This window comes from Bradyrhizobium elkanii WSM2783 (assembly GCF_000472865.1).
Taxonomy (GTDB): domain Bacteria; phylum Pseudomonadota; class Alphaproteobacteria; order Rhizobiales; family Xanthobacteraceae; genus Bradyrhizobium; species Bradyrhizobium elkanii_A.
Genome location: NZ_AXAP01000098.1, coordinates 1 through 23,925 on the forward strand (window position 1 = coordinate 1; position 23,925 = coordinate 23,925).

12 protein-coding genes and 1 pseudogene are annotated in these 23,925 nt (G+C 60.3%); 7 read left to right on the top strand and 6 right to left on the bottom strand.

What is annotated here, in order from left to right; genetic code table 11:
• Positions 1–4 precede the first annotated feature (4 nt).
• The 5 genes from YY7_RS54735 to YY7_RS0142650 all read left to right on the top strand — a co-directional run bounded on the left by YY7_RS54735 (position 5) and on the right by YY7_RS0142650 (position 9,326).
• Positions 5–310 carry a response regulator gene (locus YY7_RS54735; RefSeq protein ID WP_080664100.1) on the top strand — a complete coding sequence of 102 codons (306 nt, stop codon included), beginning with the start codon at positions 5–7 and terminating at the stop codon, positions 308–310.
• Between the two features lie 219 nt (positions 311–529).
• Positions 530–1,729 carry an adenylate/guanylate cyclase domain-containing protein gene (locus YY7_RS0142630; protein ID WP_028168487.1) on the top strand — a complete coding sequence of 400 codons (1,200 nt, stop codon included), beginning with the start codon at positions 530–532 and terminating at the stop codon, positions 1,727–1,729.
• Positions 1,730–1,798: 69 nt separating this feature from the next.
• Positions 1,799–2,506, top strand: a complete 708-nt coding sequence (locus tag YY7_RS0142635) for an ABC transporter substrate-binding protein (RefSeq protein WP_028168488.1) — start codon at positions 1,799–1,801, stop codon at positions 2,504–2,506.
• A 306-nt stretch (positions 2,507–2,812) separates the two neighbouring features.
• The gene (locus YY7_RS62315) at positions 2,813–2,989 is read left to right on the top strand and encodes a hypothetical protein (protein WP_165421322.1); all 177 of its coding nucleotides are present in this window, start codon (positions 2,813–2,815) and stop codon (positions 2,987–2,989) included.
• A gap of 1,087 nt (positions 2,990–4,076) precedes the next feature.
• Positions 4,077–9,326, top strand: a complete 5,250-nt coding sequence (locus YY7_RS0142650; RefSeq protein ID WP_245287620.1) for a DUF4082 domain-containing protein — start codon at positions 4,077–4,079, stop codon at positions 9,324–9,326.
• A 9-nt stretch (positions 9,327–9,335) separates the two neighbouring features.
• On the opposite strand, the gene YY7_RS54740 is transcribed toward YY7_RS0142650, so the two are convergent.
• The 3 genes and pseudogenes from YY7_RS54740 to YY7_RS57155 all read right to left on the bottom strand — a co-directional run bounded on the left by YY7_RS54740 (position 9,336) and on the right by YY7_RS57155 (position 15,394).
• Entirely contained in the window at positions 9,336–10,649 is a 1,314-nt protein-coding gene (locus tag YY7_RS54740) for a DUF5107 domain-containing protein (protein ID WP_051397230.1), read from the bottom strand.
• 166 nt (positions 10,650–10,815) lie between these two features.
• Positions 10,816–14,151: pseudogene (locus YY7_RS64855) on the bottom strand (adenylate/guanylate cyclase domain-containing protein).
• 400 nt (positions 14,152–14,551) lie between these two features.
• A complete protein-coding gene (locus YY7_RS57155; RefSeq protein ID WP_028168490.1) occupies positions 14,552–15,394 on the bottom strand; it encodes an alpha/beta fold hydrolase in 843 nt (280 codons plus the stop codon).
• Positions 15,395–15,694: 300 nt separating this feature from the next.
• On the opposite strand from YY7_RS57155, the gene YY7_RS0142670 reads away from it, so the two are divergent.
• Both YY7_RS0142670 and YY7_RS0142675 read left to right on the top strand, forming a co-directional pair.
• Complete coding sequence (locus tag YY7_RS0142670; protein WP_028168491.1) at positions 15,695–17,305, top strand: B12-binding domain-containing radical SAM protein; 1,611 nt, start codon at positions 15,695–15,697, stop codon at positions 17,303–17,305.
• A gap of 449 nt (positions 17,306–17,754) precedes the next feature.
• Positions 17,755–19,047: a patatin-like phospholipase family protein gene (locus tag YY7_RS0142675; protein WP_245287623.1), complete on the top strand. Its 1,293-nt coding sequence runs from the start codon at positions 17,755–17,757 to the stop codon at positions 19,045–19,047.
• 68 nt (positions 19,048–19,115) lie between these two features.
• Here the strand turns inward: YY7_RS0142675 and YY7_RS0142680 are convergent, their stop codons facing one another.
• The 3 genes from YY7_RS0142680 to YY7_RS0142690 form a co-directional block, all read right to left on the bottom strand.
• Positions 19,116–22,475, bottom strand: coding sequence for an AAA family ATPase (locus YY7_RS0142680; RefSeq protein ID WP_028168493.1), 3,360 nt, complete (start codon positions 22,473–22,475; stop codon positions 19,116–19,118).
• A gap of 186 nt (positions 22,476–22,661) precedes the next feature.
• Positions 22,662–22,787 carry a hypothetical protein gene (locus tag YY7_RS61220; RefSeq protein WP_433994565.1) on the bottom strand — a complete coding sequence of 42 codons (126 nt, stop codon included), beginning with the start codon at positions 22,785–22,787 and terminating at the stop codon, positions 22,662–22,664.
• Between the two features lie 13 nt (positions 22,788–22,800).
• Positions 22,801–23,130 (bottom strand): hypothetical protein, encoded by a 330-nt coding sequence (locus YY7_RS0142690; protein ID WP_028168494.1) that lies wholly within the window; start codon positions 23,128–23,130, stop codon positions 22,801–22,803.
• Between the last annotated feature and the right edge of the window lie 795 nt (positions 23,131–23,925).

Consider the following 23,925-nt stretch of genomic DNA (forward strand, 5'->3'; position numbering starts at 1 on the left):
GGCGATGCTGACCAGGTCGGGCTATCAGGTTCGTTGCGCTCGGAACGGCACAGAAGCGCTTCGGCTGCTCCGGAGCGAGGAATTTGACCTCCTGCTAAGTGACATCGTGATGCCAAACGGGATCAACGGCATTGAGGTTGCCCGCGAAGCGAGGAAATTGAACAAGGGCATCAAAATTCTGCTTGCCTCGGGCTATGCGGGNGACGCGCTGGACCGCCATCAGGCGGTAGGCGAATTTCCGATTATCGACAAACCGTTCCGCATGTCAGAATTGGCGGCGCGCTTGCGGTCAATCCTGCACGAAGCTTGAGTTGCTCTCGCGCCGTTGCTTCCGGATCGGCAACGGTCCGCTACGGGGGCAGAACCGGCGCTTCTGCGCTACGCCTGCGGCCTCCCGCGCCGGACAGGGCGGCAACTCCCCAACAACCCGACGCGCGCAAGCAAATTACGGCGGACTTCGTTGACGCCGCCGGGCGGGGATACGACATATCCTCTACTGTCGATCCAGGTCACCACCGAGGAACAAGCTATGAACCCGCCGCCAAACATTGATCCCGGCACCGCGTATTCCGACGACGACGTTGTGCGCTGGCTGACCAACGACACGCGCGATGAGCGCTTCATCGATAATATTTTCGCCGAGATGTGTATGCACCTTCAGCGCGCGGGCATTCCCGTCAAGCGAGCGTCGCTTCATATCCTGATCCACCATCCTCAGTGGCTCGGCGCCCGGATGATGTGGGTCGACGGAATGCGTGAGGCCAAGATTGAGAGAGTCGATTACGATGTCATAGGGCGATCCGAATACATCGGCAGTCCGGCAAACGAAATTCGCGATGGTGCCCTCGAGGTACGCGAAAATCTCGAACGTGATCCTTCGCTCGGCCGTAAGCACGCCATCTATGATGAGATGCGGGCCAAAGGCCTGACCGACTATGTGGCCTGGCCGCTGTATCATACGCTCGGCAAACGGCACATCGTGACCTTCGCAACCGACCGGGTCGGAGGTTTCGACGACGCGCATATCGCCAGCCTCCTAAAACTGTTACCGATTCTGGCGCTGGTCAGCGAAATTCGTGTCAAGAACCGGCTGGCGCGAACGCTGCTTGAAACCTATGTCGGGTCGCACGCCGGCGAACTGATTTTGGCCGGCGCCACCAGGCGCGGCAGCGGGACGACGGTACGCGCCGCCATCATGATCTGCGATCTGCGTGATTTCACCAGGATCTCCGATAACTGGCCGCGCGATGATGTCATTGACCTTCTGAACGGGTATTTTGACGCGATGTCGGAGCCGATTGCGCGACATGGCGGAGAAATACTGAAATTCATCGGCGACGGTCTGCTCGCCATCTTTCCGCTCAGCCAGCCGTCGGCCTGCGCAAATCTGTTGCACGCCGTGGCCGAAGCCCGTCAGGCCGTGATTGCCCTGAACGAAAAGAATGGCGAAACCGGTCGTGAACCACTGAATTACGGTATCGGCGTCCATGTCGGCGACGTCATGTACGGCAATATCGGGTCGCGCACCCGCCTCGACTTCACCGTTATCGGTCCCGCAGTTAACATGGCGTCGCGTCTCGAAACCCTGACCAAACAATTGGGTCGAAAGGTGCTGCTGTCCCGCGCGTTCGCCGACTTCGTCAAAAGCGATTTCGATCTCGAACGTGTCGGCGAATATCCGGTGCGAGGCTTCAGCGAGCCAATCGAGCTGTTTGCCTATCATGGCTGAATACAGAGCTATCGCCAGGCGCAAGTCGGTCCGCCTGCCCTTGAGTTTAGCGCAGCAAAGGTCATAGCCGTGTCAACCTTGAGAGTGGGAGCAGCGTTTCCCGATCCGCCATTCGAGTTCTTGACGAGCGATGGCCCGGCGGGATTCGACATTGCGCTGGTGCAGCGCATCGCCGGGATGCTCGGCCGCGAATGGCGGCTGGTCCCCTACACAGGCTCCGATTTCAACGGCATCTTCGCCGGTCTGGATGCCGGCAGATACGACTGCGTCGCCTCTGGCACCACCATCACGCCGAGCCGGGAAGCAAAGGCCGATTTCTGCACGCCCTATGCGATTTCAGGCCAATCACTTGTCGTCGATGTCATCCGCAATCCGGATGTACATGGCATCGCCGATCTCAAAGGTCTGGTCGTCGGAGTGCAGCAGGGGAATACCAGCCAGCCAGTTGCTGAGAAACTGGTCGCGGAGAATCGTGCTGCGCGGGTGCGCGTCTATGCTTATCACGCGATCGAGCAAGCGCTCGGTGATCTGACAAGCGGAGGCTGCGACGCCTTCATGAAACTCGCACCCGTCACGGCTTGGTTCGTGCGCGGCCGGCCGAGACTTGGGGTCGTTCAGACCGGCATCACTGTCGAGCGCCTTGGCATCTGTGTCCGCAAAGGAGACATCGCGCTGCGCGATGCGATTGGCGGTGCGCAGGCCGCGCTTGCGGCCGACGGCACATTGGCCTCGCTGGTCAAACAGTGGCTTGGAGCCGGGGCGATGCTGCCATCATGAATATCGCCACATGCTCTCCGCTCGGCCGAGGCTCCCGCGTGTGCACGGCATAGGCGTCATGAACGTCGCGATCCACTGGAACTGGTGAGCTAGTTCACAATGCCCGAGATCATTGAGTGTTAGATAGGTTTCATGCGGAGCCTGACTATGCGCGCCATCATCGTATTTGCTATTCTTTTCGTCATCGTGGCTGCAACGCACCACGGTGCTTATCGACCGTATCCAACTGCTCCAATGCCTGCAGTCAATGTTCCTTGACCGGACTAGCCTGGGTTCGTAAAACATGGCTCTTGAAGAGGAGTTGTAATGGCGAAGAAAAAGAAAGCCACGCGCGTGTTATGGTCGAAGGACGACCTGAAGACGCTCAAGACCATGGCGAAAGAGAAGCGTGGTCGAGACAAAATCGCAAAGTCTCTCAAGAGGTCACCCGCAGCGGTGACCGTGAAAGCGTCTGCCCTCGGCATTTCACTGAGCACCAAGTAGCTTGACACTCCTGCTTGCGAGGCTCGCGATGGGAAATGCTTGGCCGATTCCGTCTCCGCGCGGTTCGGCCCATATCTTTAGATAGATAGCTTCATCGCGTCGAGGCAAGGCGTTCGCGTTAGCGCGCATCCGCCTTGCCTCCGCAATGCACGTCGCTTCGGTCGACCAGCACGATCTGGATTCCGCATGCGAGACCCGTCACGCGTGACGGTGTTGTCTCGCGCGTCGAGCGGATCGGCCGGCATCGAACTGATTGATCCAAACGACGCACTGGTTCGCGCAGCAATGAGTTGCGCGACCATGCAGCGCATGCCGCCAAGCAGGCGGCCCTATGCAATTCGCATGCGGGCGCTTTGCCTGCTCCATTCAAGCGCAAATTGAATATCTCCTGATTTGAAATCCATTTGTGCCGAGAAGAGAAGTTCGGCTGGATTCAACCCATTAGAAAATCAGGACTATCCACGACTATCTATCCACGACTATCCACTGTTAGTTTGACGAAGATCGACATCGGGTTGTTCAGCAAGGGCTGGGGTGCGACAGAACAGCAAATTGAATTAAACGGAGATTAATATTTAATTTAGGAGAATTAAATATTTTAAGGCGGTGTCATTGCATGAGGTCGTTATACGAAGATTTTGGTCTGGGCCGCATGGCTCTCGGATTGCAGACGTGGCCACGCACCCTCCTGCGAAGGAATGTCCGAGTTTCAGCTTCAGACGAAGACGAGTCACTGTCGCTGCTCGCCGCGCGGAATTTGCAGGAAGGTCTGGGTCTGAGCGCCTCAGGTGCCGCGGCGTCGGCATCCGCTGCAACATCGGACGCCGGATTTGCGGCGTTGACGACAGAAGTCCGAACGCCAACCTCCGCGGCGGCCGAACCAGCGCCGCCAAATCCTGTGGTCATCCTTGGTCACGTGCCTTCGACTGCGACCCCCAACATTTTCGGATCCTCCACACCTCCAGCAGTCGCGCAGGTTTGTGGCTGCGGCTACTTCATTGCTCCAACACGATTGCTGGATCAGGCAGCAGCCAATGCGGCGCCGGCGCAGTTGCACGGCAGCCATGTGTCTGGCGGAGCAGATTTCGTGTTGACCGGCCGCGCCGGGGTCATGGGCGCCTCCACCAGTGCCTCTATGTCCTTGGAGAATGTCGCGCCGCTCGCAAATTGGAATGCACTGTCAGGCGGAGGGGCGATCAGAAGCTGGGGCATGCTGCCGGGCGGCGGAGAGACTGGTACTGGCACGGGGAAGGGTGAAATCGGAATTCTCTCGGGCTCGGTGACGACAGCAGAGATTGCTCCTGTCGCGCGGCAGGCCAACACAAGTACGTCGCCCAACACACTCGCGGCCGCCGCGACTTCCACGAACCCAATCGTGCTCGAGAACCAGAAGACGGGAAATCCGCAAAGCGAATGGGATATCGAGGGTGCTGGCAGCTCGAATATCGAAGGTTTTGCCACCGATATCAGCGTGAATCGTGGCAACCAGATCGATTTCAAGATCAATACGGATTCATCGAACTATCGGATCGACATCTACCGCCTCGGCTATTACGGCGGCATGGGTGCGCGAAAGGTCCACACCATCCAACACACCGGTGTGCAGAACCAGCCAGCGCCGCTGCGTGACGACACGACCGGCCTGGTCGATGCCGGCAACTGGTCTGTTTCGGCTTCCTGGGAGGTTCCTGAGGATGCCGTGTCAGGCGTCTACATCGCAAAGCTCGTACGCGAGGACGGCGTTGAGGGCGCCAATCACATCCCGTTCATCGTCAGGGATGACAGCAGCACCAGCGACGTCATCTTTCAGACCTCTGACACGACCTGGCAGGCCTATAACGGCTGGGGCGGAGCGAATTTCTATGGCGGCAACGGCCCTGCCACAGGTCAAGGTGCGGGACGCGCCTACGCGGTGAGCTACAACCGGCCGATTGCCACCCGCGGCAGCGTTGGAAGCTTTGCAGGCCCGCAGGACTATCTGTTCGGCGCGGAATATGCCGCGATCTACTGGCTGGAGCAGAACGGCTACGACGTCTCCTACATGTCGGGTGTTGACGCGGACCGCTACGGCAATCTGCTGCTCAATCACAAGCTCTATCTGGACGTTGGTCATGACGAGTACTGGTCGGGGCAACAGCGCGCCAATGTCGAGGCGGCCCGCGATGCCGGTGTCAATCTGGCGTTCTGGAGCGGCAACGAGATGTATTGGCGCACGCGCTGGGGCAACAGCATCAGCAGCGACGGCACGGCCTACCGCACCTTGATCTCCTACAAGGAGACCTGGTCACCGGACGCATCGATCGATCCAAGCGACGAGTGGACCGGGACGTTCCGTGATCCCCGCCTCAGCCCGCCGGCGCTCGGCGGAGGAAGCCCGGAAAATGCATTGATCGGACAGATGTTCCAGGTCGATGACGTCGGCCAAGGCAGCGGCCTGCAGGCAATCACAATTCCCTACGATGACGCCAATCTGCGCTTCTGGCGCTACACCAGCGTTGCGAATCTTCAGCCGGGGCAGACAGCGACGCTGACCAGGAACTATCTCGGCTATGAGTGGGACGAAGCGGTCGACAATGGATTCGATCCCGCGGGCCTGGTCCGGCTCTCCTCGACGACGGTTCCGGTCAACAGCTACCTACTTGATTACGGCAACACGACGGGAAGCGCCATCTCGACCCATAATCTGACGCTCTACCGCGCGGCAAGCAAGGCATTGGTCTTCGCCGCCGGAACGGTCTACTGGGCGTGGGGTTTGAGCGACAATCACGACCTGACCCCAACGCCCACTGACTCGCGCGTGCAACAGTCGATGGTCAACCTGTTCGCCGACATGGGTATTCAGCCGGGAACGCTGCAGCCGGATTTGGTCGCCTCCACCGGCTCCACGGACCAGACCGCGCCGACCTCGAGCGTCAACGCGCTGGCAAACATCAGTGCCGGAGACGTGGTCACGATTTCCGGCTCAGCATCGGATTTCGGCGGCGGCGTGATCGCCGGCGTGGAAGTATCGACGGACGGCGGCTTGAGCTGGCATCCGGCGATTGGCGACGAGACATGGATCTATAGCTGGTCTCCGCAGGTCGCCGGGACCTACACCATCATGTCGCGCGCGGTGGACGACAGCATCAATCTCGAAACGCCTTCCGTGGGTCGCACGGTGACCGTCGCGGCTCCGACTTACGTCTCGCTGTTTCCGGGCTCGGCCACCCCCGACACCGTCAACACCACCGATGCAAGCGCCGTCGAACTGGGCGTGAGATTCCAGACGTCGGTTGCCGGCACCGTGAGCGGCATCCGCTTCTACAAGGGCAGCCAGGATACCGGCACCCACACCGGCCAGCTCTGGAGCAGCACCGGCACCTTGCTGGCAACGGCCACATTCACTAACGAAACCGCCAGCGGCTGGCAGAGCGTGACCTTCTCCAACCCGGTTTCGCTGACGCCTGGAGCCACCTATATCGCCTCCTATCATACGGATGTGGGCCATTACTCCGCCAGCGTGAACTACTTCTTGAGCAATGTGACGAGCGGTCCGCTGACCGCTCTCGGCAATGGCAATGGCGTCTATACCTACAGCAGCAATATCGCGTTCCCGACGAGCACGTTCGCGGCGACGAATTTCTGGGTTGACGTCATGTTCAATCCTTCTGCCGCCAGCAGTGCGCCCATAGCTGCCAATGACGACGGACCGATTGCGACCCGCGATCTGGCCCTGACGATCGCGGCGTCTTCCCTGACCGGGAACGACAGTGATCCCGATGGGGATGCGGTCAGCATCATCGCCGTGAGTGCAGCAACGCACGGCACCGTCGTGCTCAACGCGCAGCCCAATCCGCAGAACAACACCATCACCTTTACACCCGATGCCGGCTACACCGGTCCGGCGAGCTTCACCTACACGATCTCCGATGGGCGCGGCGGTACGGCATCGGCCACCGTCAGCTTCACCGTGGTACCGCCAGGGGCGGCTCCCGTCAGCCTGTTCAGCGCGTCAAGCACACCGGCTCTGACCGACCTCAATGACGGATCCCAGATCCAAGTCGGGATGAAGTTCACGTCCTCGGTCGCCGGCCAGATCACGGCGCTCAGATTCTATCGCAGCGCGAGCGACACCGGCATCAACACCCTCGATCTCTGGTCGTCAACAGGCACTCGTCTCGCCACCGCCACCTTTACCAACACCTCAGCCAGCGGTTGGCAGACCGTCACGCTGTCATCAGCGGTTTCGATCGCCGCCAACACCACCTATGTTGCTTCCTATCACACCACCGGCGCCTATGTTGCGACCAACAACTACTTCACCGCGGCCGTTACCAACGGCCCTTTGACCGCGCTGTCCAGCGTCGCTGCCGGCGGCAATGGTGTCTACGCCTATGGCGGCACCAGCACCTCCGGCATCTTCCCGACCAGCTCCTACAACGCCGCCAACTACTGGGTCGATGTCGTGTTTGCGCCGTCCGGCGGCGCCAGCAATCAGCCGCCGGTTGCCAACAACGACAGCGGCTACAACACCACGCAGAACACGGTGCTGACGATTGGGGCGGCGGCGCTGCTTGCCAACGATACCGATCCGGACGGCGGCACACTGGCGATCACGGGCGCGAGCGGCGCCGTCAACGGCACGGTCAGTTTCAACGCCCAGACCAATGTCATCACCTTCACGCCGACCGCCGGCTACACCGGGCCCGCGTCCTTCAGCTACGCGATCGCCGACGGGCAGGGTGGCACCGCCACTGCAACGGTCAGTCTGACAGTGAATCCGGTAGCCAACCAGCCGCCGGTTGCCAACAACGACAGTGGCTACAACGCCACGCAGAATACGGCTCTGACCATTGCCGCGTCAGCCCTGCTTGCCAATGACGCCGATCCGAATGGCGATCCGTTGACCATCACGGGTGTGAGCGGCGCCGTCAACGGCACCGTCAGCTTCAACGCCCAGACCAATGTCATCACCTTCACGCCGAACGCCGGCTACACCGGGCTCGCGTCCTTCAGCTACGCCATCTCCGATGGGCGCGGCGGCACCGCGACTGCAACAGCCAATTTGACAGTGGTCCCGCCGTCGGTGAGCTTGTTCTCAAGCTCCGACACACCAGCGATTCTCGCCGATTCCGACACGGCCCAGGTCAATCTGGGGGTGCAGTTCACGTCCTCTGCGGCCGGCACCATCAACGGCATCAAATACTACAAAAGCGCCGGTGACACCGGCACCCACACAGGTTCGTTGTGGAGCAGCACCGGCACGCTGCTGGCGACCGCCACGTTCACGAACGAGACCAGCAGTGGATGGCAGACGGTGACCTTCAGCAATCCCGTCTCGATCACCGCCGGAACCACCTATGTGGCAAGCTTTCACAGCAACGGCCGCTACGCGTCGACCAGCAACTACTTCACGTCTTCGCGTGTCAATGGCCCGCTCACCGCATCCGGCAGCAATAACGGCGTCTACACCTATGGTGCGGACAACCTGTTCCCGACCAGCACCTTCGGTGCCACCAACTACTGGGTGGACGTGCTGTTCAGTCCGGCGAGCGGCGCCGCCAATCAGGCGCCGGTCGCGGCCAACGACTCCGGCTTCAGCGCCACTCAGAACTCGCCGATCTCGATTGCAGCCTCCGCGTTGCTTGCCAACGACAGCGATCCGGATGGCGATGTGCTGACGATCACGGGCGTCAGCAACGGCGTCAACGGCACCGCAAGCTTCAACGCCCAGACCAACACCATCACCTTCACACCCAACCCCGGCTATACGGGACCGGCGTCGTTCAGTTACGCCGTCTCCGACGGCCAGGGCGGGACAGCGACCGCATCCGCGTCCCTGACCGTCAACCCAGCATCCGCGAGCATCATAAGCCTGTTCGGCTCCAATCCGACACCGAGCGTGGTGTCAGTCAATGATCCGCAGTCGGTGGAGCTCGGGTTCAAATTCCAATCGTCCAGCGCCGGCGACATCACCGGGTTGCGCTTCTACAAGGGCCCATCGAATACCGGCACCCATACCGCGAATATCTGGAGCAGCACCGGCACCCTGCTTGCCACCGCCACCTTCACCAATGAGACGGCCAGCGGCTGGCAGCAGGTCAACTTCGCTGCGCCGGTCACGATCACTGCAGGGACAACGTATGTTGCGTCCTATCACACCTCAGGAAACTACTCCGCCGATCCCGGCATGTTCAGCTCGGCGGTCAGCAACGGGCCGCTGACTGCACCATCATCGGCTTCGATCGGAGGCAATGGCGTGTATGCGTATGGATCGGGCAGCCTGTTCCCGACCAGCACCTACAATGCGACCAGTTACGGCGTCGATGTGCTGTTCCGTCCACAACTCGCGGCATGAGGAAAGAAATCAATTCATTGTCGCCTCGGCTGCGATCAGTTCTTTTCCATCCGTGGTCCTGATCGTCAGCTTCACCTGTTCGCCGCTGCTGCCGTCAGGGATCGTTGCCGAAATGCGATTTCCATTTTTCGGATCGGCCTTCACGATGTCGTCGAACAGTGCCGTGTCGCCGCGTTTCAACGTTACGCGGAGCGGGGTGGCCGGTTCGATGCTGAAGAACTGAACCGTGACGCTAGACGCCTTGGCCGAAAGATTGATCAGGATATTCTCATTCGCATGCGTCACGTTGCGCATGCCGACCGTCGGACTGAAGGTCTCCGGAATCGAGACTTCACCCAGCGCGGGAAAGTCAGCGCTATGGAAAAATTGGTCTGACACGCCTGCCCACAGTTCGACATACGGTCGCCACTCATTCGGCTCCTCGCGGGGATCGGTTTCGCCAGTGAACGAGGGAAATCCCCACGTCCACATTTTCAAGCCCGGCGTCAGCCTGTTGTCCGCGATGCGGATAATTCCCTCTTCGTTGTCATGGTTGATCACGCCCCAGAAATTCCCGCCCTGCATATCGGGCGCCGCGTAGGCGATGCCCATCGTCGGCCAGTTCTTGAAGAAGCGCAGGTTTTCGAAGCGCCGCCTGCCCATCCCCGCGCTCTCGTCGCCATCTGCCAGATTGGCCGACCAGGCGGGCGTGCTATAAGTTCGGATCGGCGCGATGATTTCGGCGCCGGCGGTCGCTTTAGGGTTTTTCGGATCCGATCCCGGAGCGAGCGTCGTGCATGTCCAGTACTCGTACCGGATCGCCTTGTCGTGCCGATTTTTGAGCACCACGCGCGTATCGAGTGCAGTCCGGTCGGCTTTCAGTGTGACATAGTATGTGGCTTCGATCCCGGTTGAACTCCTGAATTTGCCAGGTCGCGCGGAATAGTCGAAATTGTCTTTAAGCGACATCGCGACCGTCACGTCGCCCGTGCTCTCCTTGACCACCTCAAAGGCCCACGGCTTCAGCCACGTCTTGCCGTGCTCGGCATCCGGGAATGTCGGGAAGATGCCGCCATACACCATCAGCCAGTCGTAGTAGAAACTTCCGGCCTTGATCCCGTAGGGTACGCCGACATCCGTGCGATAGAGTTGTTCGTGGCCAGTCGGCTTGTAGATGATGGAAATAATGCGCCCACCGAATTCGGGCACGAGTGTTACCTTCAGATATCGATTCTCGAGCACGCGCGCCCTGAACGTGCGGTCGACGATCGTGTTCTTGTCGAGCGACCCGCTGAGAAATCCGTCCTCCGCATCGGTCGCATACTTGACGGTACTCCACGTCATCGCCGTCTCTCTGAGAGACACGCTATCTGGCACCGGCGAGGCCGCACGCACAACGTGAAGCGCACAGAGCGCCGAAAGTGCTGCTATTCCGAAACAAGAAAGAGCACGCAAGGGAACCCTGACCGGCATCTACGTCGCCTTTGAATGAGCCGAAATGGCAGGCTGACTAATGTGCATGCTCGAGCAGCCCTTCGGCTTCCTTGATTTCGGGGAGATCTTGCCACCCCGCGTCGAATTCAGCGAGGACGGGAGCGAGCACCGAGGATACCGCCTCGGGCCGGCCATTTGTATTATGCAGGCGCGCAAGTCCAAGTGCGCTGCGTAGCTCGAACGTCCTTGCCTGTTGGTGTCGGGCGATTTCCAGGGCTCTGTTGAAGGCATCTTCGGCACTGGAGAGGTTCGCAGCGTCATGGCGCAACAAGAGCTCACCTTGGACGCGATGCAGTTCGGCATCAAGCCAATGCTGGCCGGATTGTTGCGCCCACCCGATCAATTCCCTCACAGTTTCCAACCCGGCCTCGGATTGGCCCGCCTCTGCATCCGCCACGGCAACATGCATCCCCCAAAACGGCTCACAGAGGTAGCAGTCATTCTCGTGCAGCAACGTCCAGCCTCGGCGCATTTCCGTGAGCCCAACCATTCGCTCGCCCGCCCGCCACTTTGCCAGGCCGTTCAGATAGGTGCCCGCGGCCACATACAACGGCATCGTATGGTCGCGCGCCAGACCCAAGGCCAGGATCGTCTCTGTTTGCTCCAACATGCCCCCGCATAGCCCGTCGAAAACCGCCCGATGAACGAGCGCATTGGCTTGAGCAAGCGCTCGCTTCTCTCCTGAGCCACTCACTGCTTCTGCAGCGAGCCGGCGCGCGCGATCGATCGCTCCAAGCGGCCAAAGCACCAGGGCAAGAAACCTCATGATAACGAACGGCAGATCGAGCGCGGACGCCCTGAACGTCGCGGGATCCGGCTCGGCACCATAGATCGCGAGTGCCTGCTCAAGATGCATTCGCGCGTTCAAGTACTCGCCGGCGAACCAGCAGGTCACCCCGCTGGTCCAGTGTGCGACAATGGCGGCTATCGGCGACTCCGGACGTCGATCGGCGACACCAATGATTGCATCCGCCAACTCCCGCATCGGCGCGATCTCGCCGTGAGTGAGGCATGCATTGAACAAGCCCGAATGGATCGGCGCGAGTTCAACCGGATCATTGGTATCAGCCGCGAACTGTCGGGCGCGCGTCCAAGCGGCCACCGTCTCGGGAGCGCTGTGCCCGAGACTGCCTCGCAACGCGCGGCCATATGCGATTTGAAGATGGAGCCTGCTCAGCATCCGATCAGGCTCTGGAGGCAGTTCATCGGCAATGGCAACGGCCTTGCCCAGATGTGCAATCGCCTCGGAATAGGCCGAGCGTTTCAGCGCCTGCTGGCCAGCCTTCCGCCACCACTCAAGGGCTGTCCCGCTCAACCCCGCTTGGGTGAAGTGATATGCCACGACTTCCGGCTCGGTCTCGGCCATGCCCGGAAACTGATCGCGAAGGACATCGCCAATATGCTTATGCAGCAGTTGCCGGCGGCTCTTGAGCAAGCTCTCGTAAGCCGCTTCCTGAACCAGTGCATGCTTGAAGCTGTAGCTCGCGTCGGGTGGCGTCCCGCGGCGCGACAGAAGTTCGGCCTGTTCGAGCTGCGCCAGCGCCGCGCTCAGCGTCAGCTCATCCCGCCCCGCTACACATCGGAGCAGCGTGTATGAGAAGTCGCGGCCAATGGCTGCGCCGATCTGCGCAACCTCTTTGACCGGCGCCAGCCGGTCGAGCCGCGCCATGAGCGAGTCGTGCAGCGTCGCCGGAATGGCGAGCGGCGGTAGCGGACTGTCGATGCGATAGCGCCCGGCTTCTTCCACGAGCAGTCCGGATTCCAGCACCATCTTGGTCAATTCCTCAACGAAGAGCGGGATGCCATCCGTCTTGTTGATGATCTGCGTCATCATTTCGCGTGGCACCTGTCGACCGACAGCCACCTGCTCGACCAGGGCGCGCGTGTCCTGCCGGTCAAGCCGCTCGAGTCGCAGCAGGCTGACATTGGCAAGGCCTGCCCAAGGCGGCTCGAACTCAGGCCGGAATGTCATGAGCACGAGGATTGGCAGTCCCCTAATCCGATCGACCGCGAGATCGTACAGCTCGAGCGTCGTGGCATCAGCCCAATGCATATCCTCGCAGACAATCAGCACAGGTTGCTGCCGTGCCAGGCCCTCAAGCTGGTCGAGCAGCGCGGCGAATGTCTATCGCCGCTGCTGCGCTGGAGTGAGGCCGAGCGGCGGATAGCGCTCGCCGGTTGCGATGGAAAGAAGCGCGGCAATAAGCGGCGTCACGCTCGCCACCTGCCGCGTTCCGAGCGCCAGCATAGCCTCAAGCTTGTCGAGCGTTTGCCCGGGCGTGTCTTGTGACGTGATGCCGGCCGCGCGCTCGAGCTGAGCGATGAAGGGATGAAGCGCACTGTTGGTATGGTAAGGCGAGCACTGATAGCGCACCCGGCGGTGCGAGCCCAGCGCAAGACTCTCGGCCAGCGTCGCCACAAGGCGCGATTTGCCGATTCCGGCCTCGCCGGAAATCAACACCACTTGACCCTGGCCCTGCCACGCCAGTTGCTGGCGCGAGAGCACGAATTCGATTTCTGCCTTGCGGCCGACAAAGCCGATCGAGCGCGCGGTGCGCACCGCCTCGAAGCGGCTCTCCGATGCGGCTGCACCTTCGACCGCCCAGACCGCGATCGGATCGGAGATACCCTTCACCTCGCGGTCGCCGACATTGCGAAAAGTGAATAGATCGCCCAGCAGCCGGCGCGTTGAAGCGGACACCACAACCACTCCCGGCTCCGCCAGGCTCTGGAGCCGGGCAGCGAGATTCGGTGTATCGCCGACCATCGCCTGCTCCTCCGACGCACCTCCGCTGATGAGGTCGCCGACCACCACGAGCCCGGTCGAGATCGCGATCCGCACGTCGACCCGTTCTTCGACGCGCGTTTCGAGCTTTCCCATTGCGGCAGTGATGTCGAGGCCGGCTCGCACTGCGCGCTCCGCGTCATCCTCGTGTGCGCGGGGATAGCCGAAATAGGCGAGGATACCATCGCCAACAAACCTGGCGATCATGCCGTCATAGGCGGCGATGACCCTCGCGCAGGCAGCCCGGTAGGCTCTGATCACCTCCCACATGTCCTCGGGATCGAGGCGTGCGGAGAGCGCGGTCGAGCCCACCAGGTCGCAGAACATAACGGTGAGATGGCGTCTCTCGGCGCCATGCTGACGCGCGGACTCGGTGATGAGTTCGGCTTGATCGAGTTCGGCAATCGCACGGAGCATTTTACGGCGATGGCCGAGCAGGACTCCGAGCCTGTCGAAGTCCTCATCCTTCAGATCGGGAAGAATGCCAATATCGATCCCATTCTCGGCAAAACGCTTCGCGTATTGCCCAAGCCCAAGCTTATCAAGCCAGTCTGCAATCTGCTGCATTGGCACCACCCACCGTCTGGTTGGCGGTTAGCCGAGCTGAATTACCATGCCCCGACCACGATCTGCCTGCCGACTGATCCCGTCAAGTTTGATAGGAACGAAATGTGAGATCGCTGACAATAGGACCGAATTTTCTCTTGCCGAGGTAGAAAGAAAAACCGCCAGCGCGCCCCAGGTGAGGGAGGAGGCCGGTCAGCGGGCTCAATCATATCTGTTAGTAGGTCTCGGCCCATCGGCTAAAGGTTCATGAGCGCAGGTGTGCTGAATGGGCGAACCTGAATCGGCTATGCGCAGCATCGTCGCGACCTTTCGAGAATTGGAGGGAACCTCCAGCTCAGTCCAATATCGTTGGAATGGACCGTCGCACCTCGGCGCCTGCGATCGACTGGCGCCACCGCCGTCAAGTCTTCGCAATGAACTCCTCAAGGTCATCAAAGAACCGCTGCTCAAACCCCAGCATGCGATGGGGGTGATGGCCGCACTGTTTATATTGGACCACTTCAAGATGGGGGTTGGTCGCCAGCAGGCTGCCGGCGTGTTCATCCGAAAATGCTCCTCCGAACCGTTCTTCGCCTCGGACGAGCTTTGCCGGGCACAGGAATGGTCGCTCGGTTGATATCGATGACAACGCCTCTTTCAAGCAGTCATCACGGAGACAACGCGGGTCGAGGCGCTGTATCGCGGAAGCATGGCTGAGCAAATGCCGAGCCGATATGTGGTCCTTGACCACACCTCCCAAGCGGTCAGGCCCATTCGAAAGAAACTCGACATAGGTTGTGAACGGCGGAGGCTCCTGCTGCCATTTCGTCAGCCGCAACAGCAAGAGTGAGAACAACTTCGAGAATATCGAGTTGCTCCATTCCTCCAGACGCCCAAGGAACCACGGCGGGTCCTCAAGGAACACGGCTCGGATGTTCGGATTGGTTTGGCTGAGCACACCGGCCACGCATGCGCCCAGCGAATGCCCAACGACGATTGCCGGACGGCCAATGGCCGCCAGAGCAGTCTCGGCATCGGAAACATAACCCGCAAGGTTGTAGTTCGGCGCGCGATCAGAGTAGCCGTGACCGCGAAAATCGAGCGTCCAAACGCAATATCGATTGGTCAATCGTTGCTTGGTTTCATCCCACGTATCGCGACTTACGCTTGCCCCATGCAGAAACAGGACAGGCACCGCATCCATCGGGCCATCGACTGATGCGGCAAGTCGTACATCGCCGTTCGCCAAGGTAAGGTCGGTCATGCATTAAGCTCCGCGATGCGGATCGTGGACGGCAGATTGCCGCAGGAGAGTGCGAGTTCCAAAATTGAGTCTCAAGAGCTGCTGTATCAATCCTGCGCGAACACAAAAATCGCTCAATTGCGTGCCATTTCTGCCACGTCCCTGGAAAAAGGACCGTACCAATTGCCGGCTCCGGAGCCGGTTGTTGCACCCGTAAGAATCATCAGCTTAGCTCCAGTACGCCCTTGCCGGGGCTAGGTTCGTCTCATAAGGGGATGGACCGAGACATGGGCTATCTTAGGACACGCCATCTTAGGAAACATGGACACGCCGCACCCGTGCAACGTGCTTATGCTCTATCCGCGCTTCGCCGCGGACTCGTTCTGGAGCTTTGGCGAATCCTGCAAGTTGATGGGCGTTCGCCGCCCCGCGGCTCCCCTCGGCCTGATTTCCGTCGCCGCGATGTTGCCGGTCCACTGGACGGTGCGCCTGGTCGACTGCAATACGGCATCGCTCACGGACGATGATCTTGCCTGGGCTGACGTCGTCTTCACGGGCGGCATGTTGCCGCAACAGGCTGACACGCTGCGGCTGATCGAGCTTTGTCGCTCACAGGACAAGCCGGTGGCCGTCGGTGGCCCCGACCCGACGTCCAGTCCGCACATCTATGCCGCAGCCGACTTTCAGGTGCTCGGCGAGGCCGAGGGCGTTATTGGCGAGTTCATTGCGGCTTGGGAGAGCGGTGCCCGGTCGGGCGTGTTCACAGCGCCCAAGTTCCAGGCCGACGTCACCAAGACGCCGGTGCCGCGCTTCGACCTGCTCAATTTTGAAGACTATCTTTATCTCGGTGTGCAGTATTCGCGCGGGTGCCCCTTCACCTGCGAGTTTTGCGATATCATCGAACTGTACGGACGGGTGCCGCGGACCAAGACGACCCCGCAGATGCTTGCCGAGCTCGATGCGCTCTACGAGATGGGATATCGCGGCCATCTCGACTTCGTCGACGATAACTTCATCGGCAACAAGAAGTCGCTCAAGCTGTTTCTTCCGGAACTCGCGGCCTGGCAACGCGCGCACGATTATCCGTTCGAGTTCTCGACGGAAGCCTCGATCAATCTGGCCGATGATCGGGAACTCCTGGAGATGATGGCCGCGGCCAACTTCTTCGGCATTTTTGTCGGCATCGAAAGCCCGGACCCGGCGACGCTGGCCGCGACCAAGAAGAAGCAGAACACAAGGCGCGATATCGCGGAGAGCATTCACAGGATCTACGGCGCCGGGATGCTCGTCACCGCGGGCTTCATCGTGGGCTTCGATAGCGAGAAAGTCTCGATCGCGGACGCCATGGTCGACTTCATCGAGGAGGCCGCCATCCCCGTCTGCATGGTTGGCCTGCTCTATGCCTTGCCGAACACGCAGCTCACGCGTCGTCTTGCCCGCGAGGGGCGGCTGCACCCCAATCACGATATGGGGCCAACCATTGGCGGCGATCAGTGCACCGACGGCATCAATTTCGATCCGACGCGCCCGTTGCGCGACATCCTGATGGACTACAGACAGATTTTGGAGAGCGTCTATCATCCTGCCGCATATGCCAGCCGTGTCGACCGGTTGATGACGATGCTCGACCGTTCGAGGCAACGTCAGGAACTGCCCGTCGGTGACGTCCGTGCCAAGGTGCGGGCGCTGGAGACCGTGCATCGCGTGGTCACCGCCATTCCCGAAGCGCACGATCCGTTTTGGCGAACCTTCCTCAGCAGCGCCAAGCGAGACTCGTCCTCGGCGCGGATCGCGGTGGCCATGATTGCGGCTTACGCGCATCTTGGGCCTTTTTCGCGCCAGGTCATCAGCGCCATCGATCGTCGTCTGGCCATTCTGGATGGGCCACCAAATTCGACGGCTAACATCGCGATGGCTGCGAACAGAGCCTAACGCCAACGGGAAATGGCGTGATATTTTCGAATGACACGTTCTAGTTTTGGTTGTGTCAAGCGAAAAACGCAGGTAGTTTTACCAGAACATTTTGTAGCGGGTTCACCAGACATTGAGGTGCCCATCTGTTTCAGTTTCGAGCCAACAGCGAAAGCCGCTATTGGATTATAGGTACTGCGTACTATCGTCAGCGATAAATATCTTGCGTGAACCGGTTCACAGATGGATGGGCCAGAGCGCGATACGCTAATCGCGGCTCCTGCCCGACGTGCGCCAGTGCGATCAGCATATTCGAGAAAGCGTCGAACATCGACGTCCACCGCTCCGTCGCACACATTCGTGTTTCGCAGTTCTGGATCTACGAGCCTATCCAAGAACGACTGGTCTCTTCACGCAATTCAGAAATTTGATCGGAGAATAGCCACACGATAAATTAGATGGAGGAACCAATGGTGAAGAGAGCGATAGCGCTCGGCGGTGGCGGTCCGGCAGCAGGGCTGCACATTGGGGTTCTGGAAGCTCTTGCCGACGCAGATATAACCTTTGATGTGTGGGCATTGTCCTGCATCGGCGCTTGGGTTGGGATCGTCTATAATCAGTTTGATCGAGTTGCGAATAAAGATAGGGCGGAAAAGACCTATCAATTCTTCAAGAATGGCGTGTTTCGGGACGATGAAAGCTATAGGCGCTTTCCCATAAACACCGTGTTCGGTCCGGATTGGGAGAGCATTGGCAAGGCGGTGACCAACTTCGTCACAGATCCCAATACCTACAAGGATTTATGGAGCCCATCCAGCATCATGAATGCCTACAGGGAGTCCATGTCGCTCTGGTTCGATCGACAGCCTGGCACGGACGGCGGAAAGAAGCTCGCGAACCTGGACAGCGGAGACATCAACGGATGGATTCTCAATCAGGTGCTGGCACCTAATCCTTTCGTTCGTTATCTCACGTCCATGATGTATCTGTCCCATATCACTGGCCTTTCCAGGATCAACTATCCGCACAGCCAGTTCATGAAGAGCATCAATTTCGAGGCGCTGAAAAAGCCTGGAACGCCATGCATATTTCACAACGCCTGGAATCTTGACGCGCATAAGCTCGCGTTGTTTTCCAACCGTCCAATGACCCAGAAAGCCGACGAGAAGGAGTACAAGGGGCCTATCAGCGCATCCAGCCTATGTGCGTGTTCGGCCCTTCCGTTCGTCGAAGAAACCGTACGGATCGACGGAGTTACATACTGCGAAGGAGCGCTCGTCGATACGGTCAACTTCGAGAGCTTGCTCGAGGAGCACGATAAGCCAGACGATCCTCTGCACGAAATATGGGTGAGCAGGATCGTCGATGCCAAGCAAGTCCGCAAACCGCAAAACCTTCACGATGCCCTGGCAAATCTCTGTCAATTGTTCGCGGCGACCGTTGGCGAAGATGACGTCAGGCTGTTCAAATACCACGTGCGGTACGACCCACCAAAATCCGGGAACAAGAAGTGGGAAGGCACCCTCGTCGAGATTCGGGTGCCGGGGCACATCAGCTTCAAATGGAATCACAGCAACCTGGATATGGGGCGAAAGTTGGGGAAGGTTGCTACGGAACAAGCAATCAAAGCATACAACAAACACCAAGGACTTCCGGCGCATGCCGGGCCACATTTCATAAATGAGGATCCGAAGAAGAACGACCCGCAGGGGTGGGGGGAGGTGCTGGATACGTACCATGATTTTCAAAAGCGAGCGGCTTAACGCCACGGTAAAGCAGCTTCACGGCCGACTTTCAGAGCCAGGCCACGATATCTGCGGTTCAGGCAGAATTACCGCAGTCGGTCGAGCAATGCCTTTGCTTGCCTGAGATCCTGCGTATCAAGGCCCTCGGTGAACCAGGCGTAGATGGGCGCGAGCAGCTCGAGCGCTTTCTCGCGCCTGCCCTGATCGATCCACAGGGCGGCAAGGTCTACGGCAACTCGAAGTTCGAGGGCCTTGGCGTGCTGGCTCCTTGCAATTGTCAGTGCGTGATCGAGCATTGATTGCGCCTCGGTGCATGCTTCCGGCACGCCATGGAAGAGCAACACGCGCGCTTTCAGTCGATACAGTTCGGCCTCAAATATCCGTTCGCTGTTACGGCTGGTTGTCGCGAGACCCTGTTCGATAAGCTCCAGCGCAGCTTCGCGTTGATGGCTCGACAACAAGGCCGGACACAGCAGTACGTATAGTGCTGTGATGCCGAGCTGATAGCCCGCGCTGCGATGTTCCTTCATCGCAGTCTGGATTTCCGCGAGCGCGGCGGACGAAGGATCAAGAAAGGTGGCGCTTATCCCGCGGACGGCGCGCGCCAATCCTCGCCATTGCCGGAATCCATGTTCCTCCGACAAGGCGAGACAGCGTTCGGCATAGCGGTGTGCAGTCAGGAACTCGCCCCGAAGAGCGTGGAGAATGGACGCATAATAACATCCATAGGCCTGCGAATGGGGATGATTGATGGCGTCGGCACGCTGAATGGCTGCATTCAGGCGTGCGAGTGCCGTATCGGCGCGGCCCAGCAGCCAGAGTGCCCATGACATCAGAGCAAGGTCGGCCACGCCCGCATCCTGGCCGGCGGCACGTGCCGCCAATCTGTCCTGCTCGCTGCTCGTCTCGAAGGCTTCGAAGGCCCGTTCGATCACGTCGTGAGCGCCCGTGAGATGTCCCATGAACAGACGAATCATCCCTTGCCCGCGCATCGCGTTGAGCAATGTCGGTCGATCGCCGCGCGCCTCCGCGAGATTGAGCAGCGCCGAGATCATTTCCTCGGCGGCCGGCAACTCACCACGCATGACGCTCGCGGTGGTCAACCAAAACATGATTTGTAGTTCCTCGGGGGGATCTCCGAGGCGCTGGCACAACTCGCGCGCACGGGCGAAGGTCGCCACCGCATGTGGCGAAGTCGGCCCTTCGGTGGCGATCAGGCATGGTCCCAGCGCGAATTGGAAATCAAGCTCCCGCCTGTCCTTCGGTGCGCCGTCGGCGGAATGGGCCAAGACTTCGATGCCTTTGCGCAAGTGCGCGATGGCTTCGAGGTTGGCGGAGCGCATGGCCGCTTTCTTGCCTGCCTGGAGCCAGTATTCTCCTGCCTTTTCGAACAGTCCCGCCTCCGTAAGGTGGAGTGCGAGCGTCTCGGGTTGAGTCTCCACGATTTCCGGGAACCGTTGCTCGAAGACGTCTGCGATGGTGGCATGTAGTGCCGCGCGTCGGCTCTTCAGAAGTCCCGCTTCGGCAGCGTCCCGCACCAGCGCATGCTTGAAGCTGTAGACCGCGCGAGGTATCTCGCCTCGGCAGAATATCAACTCCGCCCGAACCAACTGGGCAAGCGCCTCCTCGAGCCGCTGCCTTGGCAACCCGGTAACGGCCCTCAGCAGTTCGTAAGAGAATTCGCGCCCCAAAACTGCTCCGATCTGAGCCACGTCCTTCACCGGGGCCAATCGATCGAGTCTGGCCATCAGCGATGCGTTCAATGTCGTTGGAATCGCCATCGAGGGTAGCGGACGGCTGAGCATGTAATGGTCGTCCCGCTCCTGCAACAGCCCGGTTTCGAGCACGGCCTTGGTCAGTTCCTCGACGAACAGGGGCACGCCATCGGTCCGGGAGAGGATTTGGTCCATGACCTCCTCCGGGAGCGTCTTGCCGGCCGTGATGCGCTCGACCAATACCGCCCCGTTGCGTCGGTTCAGCCGTGTGAGCGAGACCGTCGTCACATGCGCATGACCAGGCCAGGGCGGCGTGAACTCCGGTCTGGCGGTGATCAGCAGCAGCACGCGAAGCCGCGGCATCCTTTCCAGCGTAACCGCAAGCAACTCGAGCGAAGTCGGGTCCGCCCAATGGGCATCCTCAAAGAGGACAAACACTGGCTGCCGCGTCGCCAATGCGTCGAGCTGAGCCAGGAGCGCCGCCAGCGTCATCTCCTTGCGCTTCTGCGGGCTCAGCTCGGGCAGGCGGTAGCGGCCGCTGAGCGGCAGCGACAGCAGGTTGGCCAGAGCCGGCACCACACGGTCTGCGTCTGCGCCAGACCGCAAGAGCAGAGCTTCAAGCTTGGCAAACTTCTCCGTCGGCGTCTCGCCTCGCTCGAACCGGGCAGCACGTTCGAGGTTGGCGATGAATGGATACAGCGCACTGTTGGCGTGGTGCGCCGAGCAGAAATGGCGCACCGTAATGTGTGGTTCGGTCCGGAGCCGCTCTTGAAGCGCCAGCGCGATGTGCGACTTACCGATACCCGGCTCTCCAGTTAGAACCACCACGCAGCCTTCGCCTGACGCGGCGTGCTGCCAGCGCCGCAACAGCAGCTCAATCTCCTCGTCACGCCCGATGAGTGGCGTCAATCGAGTCTTGCGCTGCGCCTCGAAGCGGCTTTGCACTCGGCTTATCCCGAGCACCTGCCAGGCAGGTACTGGCTCCGCCCATCCCTTGAGCGCGATCGAGCCGAGATCGCGATATTCGAAATATCCGGCGGTGAGCTGGTGCGTACTCTCGGAAATCAGCACCGTACCGGGTTCGGCGAACTGCTGCAGGCGAGCAGCCAGGTTCGGTGTCTCACCAATGACCGCCTGCTCCTTGGCGGCACCTTCGCCGGTCAGATCGCCCACGACGACCATGCCGGTGGCGATGCCAACGCGGACCTGCAGCTTGGTGCCGATGTCTGTCTGCAGGTTGGCCACGGCATCGACCAGCGCCAGCCCCGCGCGTGTCGCTTGTTCGGCATCGTCCTCGTGCGCCTGGGGATAGCCGAAATAGGCCAGCACGCCATCCCCCATGTATCGCGCGATGACGCCCTCATTCCGGGTGATCACCTCAGCGATGCAGTCGTGATAGGCGCTGATGACCGAGCGCAAGTCCTCCGGATCCAGTCGGGCCGAAAGTGCCGACGAATCCACCAGATCGCAAAACATGACCGTGAGTTGACGCCGCTCGGCGCTGTCCCGCGGCGCTGGCTTGGCGCCCGTTCGGGCCGATACAGGGATTTCGCTTTTAAGTTCTGCAATCGCGCGCAGAATCTTGCGCCGGTGCCCCAGCAGGACGCCGAGGTCCTTGAGGTCCTGCTCCGTGAGATCGCCGACGACCGAAAGGTCGATGGCGTTCTCGGCGAAACGCTGGGCGTACTCCCCCAAGCCGATCGATGCTAGCCACTCTGCAATACCCGTCATGGCATACCTATGGCCTCTGCTATGAGAATAGCACATCGGAGAGGGCTGCGAAGGCACATCTGTCGACGGAAGCCCCGATCACCGGACTTCTCGGCCAGTTTAACGCAGTGGCCTGGGCGAATGGTGGACCTGCAAAGCGATGTCTGTGAGGGCAACAGGCGAGATTGAGGTGCCGCCGCTCCGCAACTACTTCAGGAGGCGCGGCGGCAGCACAGTGTCGCGGTGGTAGAGCGTGCCGATATGCCAGGGACACGCGATCGCGTCATAGTCCGGCGTGAAGCCGTGTCCGGACCATGGCGACTGGCGGCGCAACTATCCGTACGGATCACCTTCGCCGAGGCGGCAAGCCGCGATGCCAGATGGTCCCATTGTCGAACTGAATGAGCATGCCATCCGGAGAATAAACCGCGCCTTCGTTAAAGGCATCAATCCAGATCCGGCTCGCCGGCGAAAACAAGTCTGGCCATGCGCGCGCAGGCACGCCTGACTCGGTCAGAAGATTCAAGTCATATCCGTTCTGCGTGACATGGGCAGGCAGACTTCCCCGACACTTGTCGACGCACGTATAGATGCCGGTCAGATTAATCGATTGAGCCGATGCGCTGGGAGCCGCGAGCGCGGCCAGCACGCCGATAACCAGTGATAGACGTTTCATAGGATTCTCCCTTCGTTCGAATGGTTGGGCTGGCGTGGAAGGGGCTGTCAATTTCGCGCCTTTAGCCTTTCCTGCTCTCTAAATTCATCCTCCCCAAACTCAGACGGTTCGTGTGCGTTTGATTTCTTAGCCGCGGGCGCTGTTGGAAGAGCGCCCGCACATTGAAAGGTCGGGCCGACGACTGCCCTTCATGTGCTTGGATGGTTTCCTGTTGGGAAAATTGCTCGAAGCGCCCTGCACGCGCTATGCACTTTCGGGAGGTTGCCGTTTCGTCGCGCACAGAGCGTCGCACCGGCCGCTTCGTGATAACGCCCAAGGTCGGCTGGGAAGCGGCGATCGGTTTCGACCATCGCTTCGCCGGCTCTCTCCCTGGCGGGATATCGCCGGCAGCGGACCAAGCGCGCTGCAACTGAAGGGGGATTTCGCGTTTCGGAGTTTGTCACGCGCAACTCGACCTCGGACATTCGGGCCAACACGCTCACCGGACTCACTCCCCCGTTCGTGGTCGCCGGTTTTCCCCCTGTAAGCAACTACTCCTTCACGATCTCGAACCTGTCGATACGCGCGCGAGCTTCCTGGGCGCGGGACCTCTCATCGGCGTCGAAGGCTCGGTCCGGTTCGCCGGAAACTGGTCGTTCGATTATCTCGGCGATGTCGCCGTGCTGTTCGGCGGGCAGGAGCAGGTCCTGACGGCGACGAATCTTTATGTGTTCACGCCTTCCTTTCTCACCCCGGCCGGCCTCACGAACACGCTCTCCACCTCGAGAGATCGACTGTTCGCGGGCGTGCTGACGC

Bases quoted from the DNA above. Each gene is read 5' to 3' on its own strand.
- YY7_RS62315 (WP_165421322.1), top strand. From the start codon at position 2,813: ATGGCGAAGAAAAAGAAAGCCACGCGCGTGTTATGGTCGAAGGACGAC.
- YY7_RS0142675 (WP_245287623.1), top strand. From the start codon at position 17,755: ATGGTGAAGAGAGCGATAGCGCTCGGCGGTGGCGGTCCGGCAGCAGGG.
- YY7_RS0142670 (WP_028168491.1), top strand. From the start codon at position 15,695: ATGGACACGCCGCACCCGTGCAACGTGCTTATGCTCTATCCGCGCTTC.
- YY7_RS54740 (WP_051397230.1), bottom strand. From the start codon at position 10,649: ATGACGTGGAGTACCGTCAAGTATGCGACCGATGCGGAGGACGGATTT.
- YY7_RS0142690 (WP_028168494.1), bottom strand. From the start codon at position 23,130: ATGAAACGTCTATCACTGGTTATCGGCGTGCTGGCCGCGCTCGCGGCT.
- YY7_RS0142630 (WP_028168487.1), top strand. From the start codon at position 530: ATGAACCCGCCGCCAAACATTGATCCCGGCACCGCGTATTCCGACGAC.
- YY7_RS0142680 (WP_028168493.1), bottom strand. From the start codon at position 22,475: ATGACGGGTATTGCAGAGTGGCTAGCATCGATCGGCTTGGGGGAGTAC.
- YY7_RS57155 (WP_028168490.1), bottom strand. From the start codon at position 15,394: ATGACCGACCTTACCTTGGCGAACGGCGATGTACGACTTGCCGCATCA.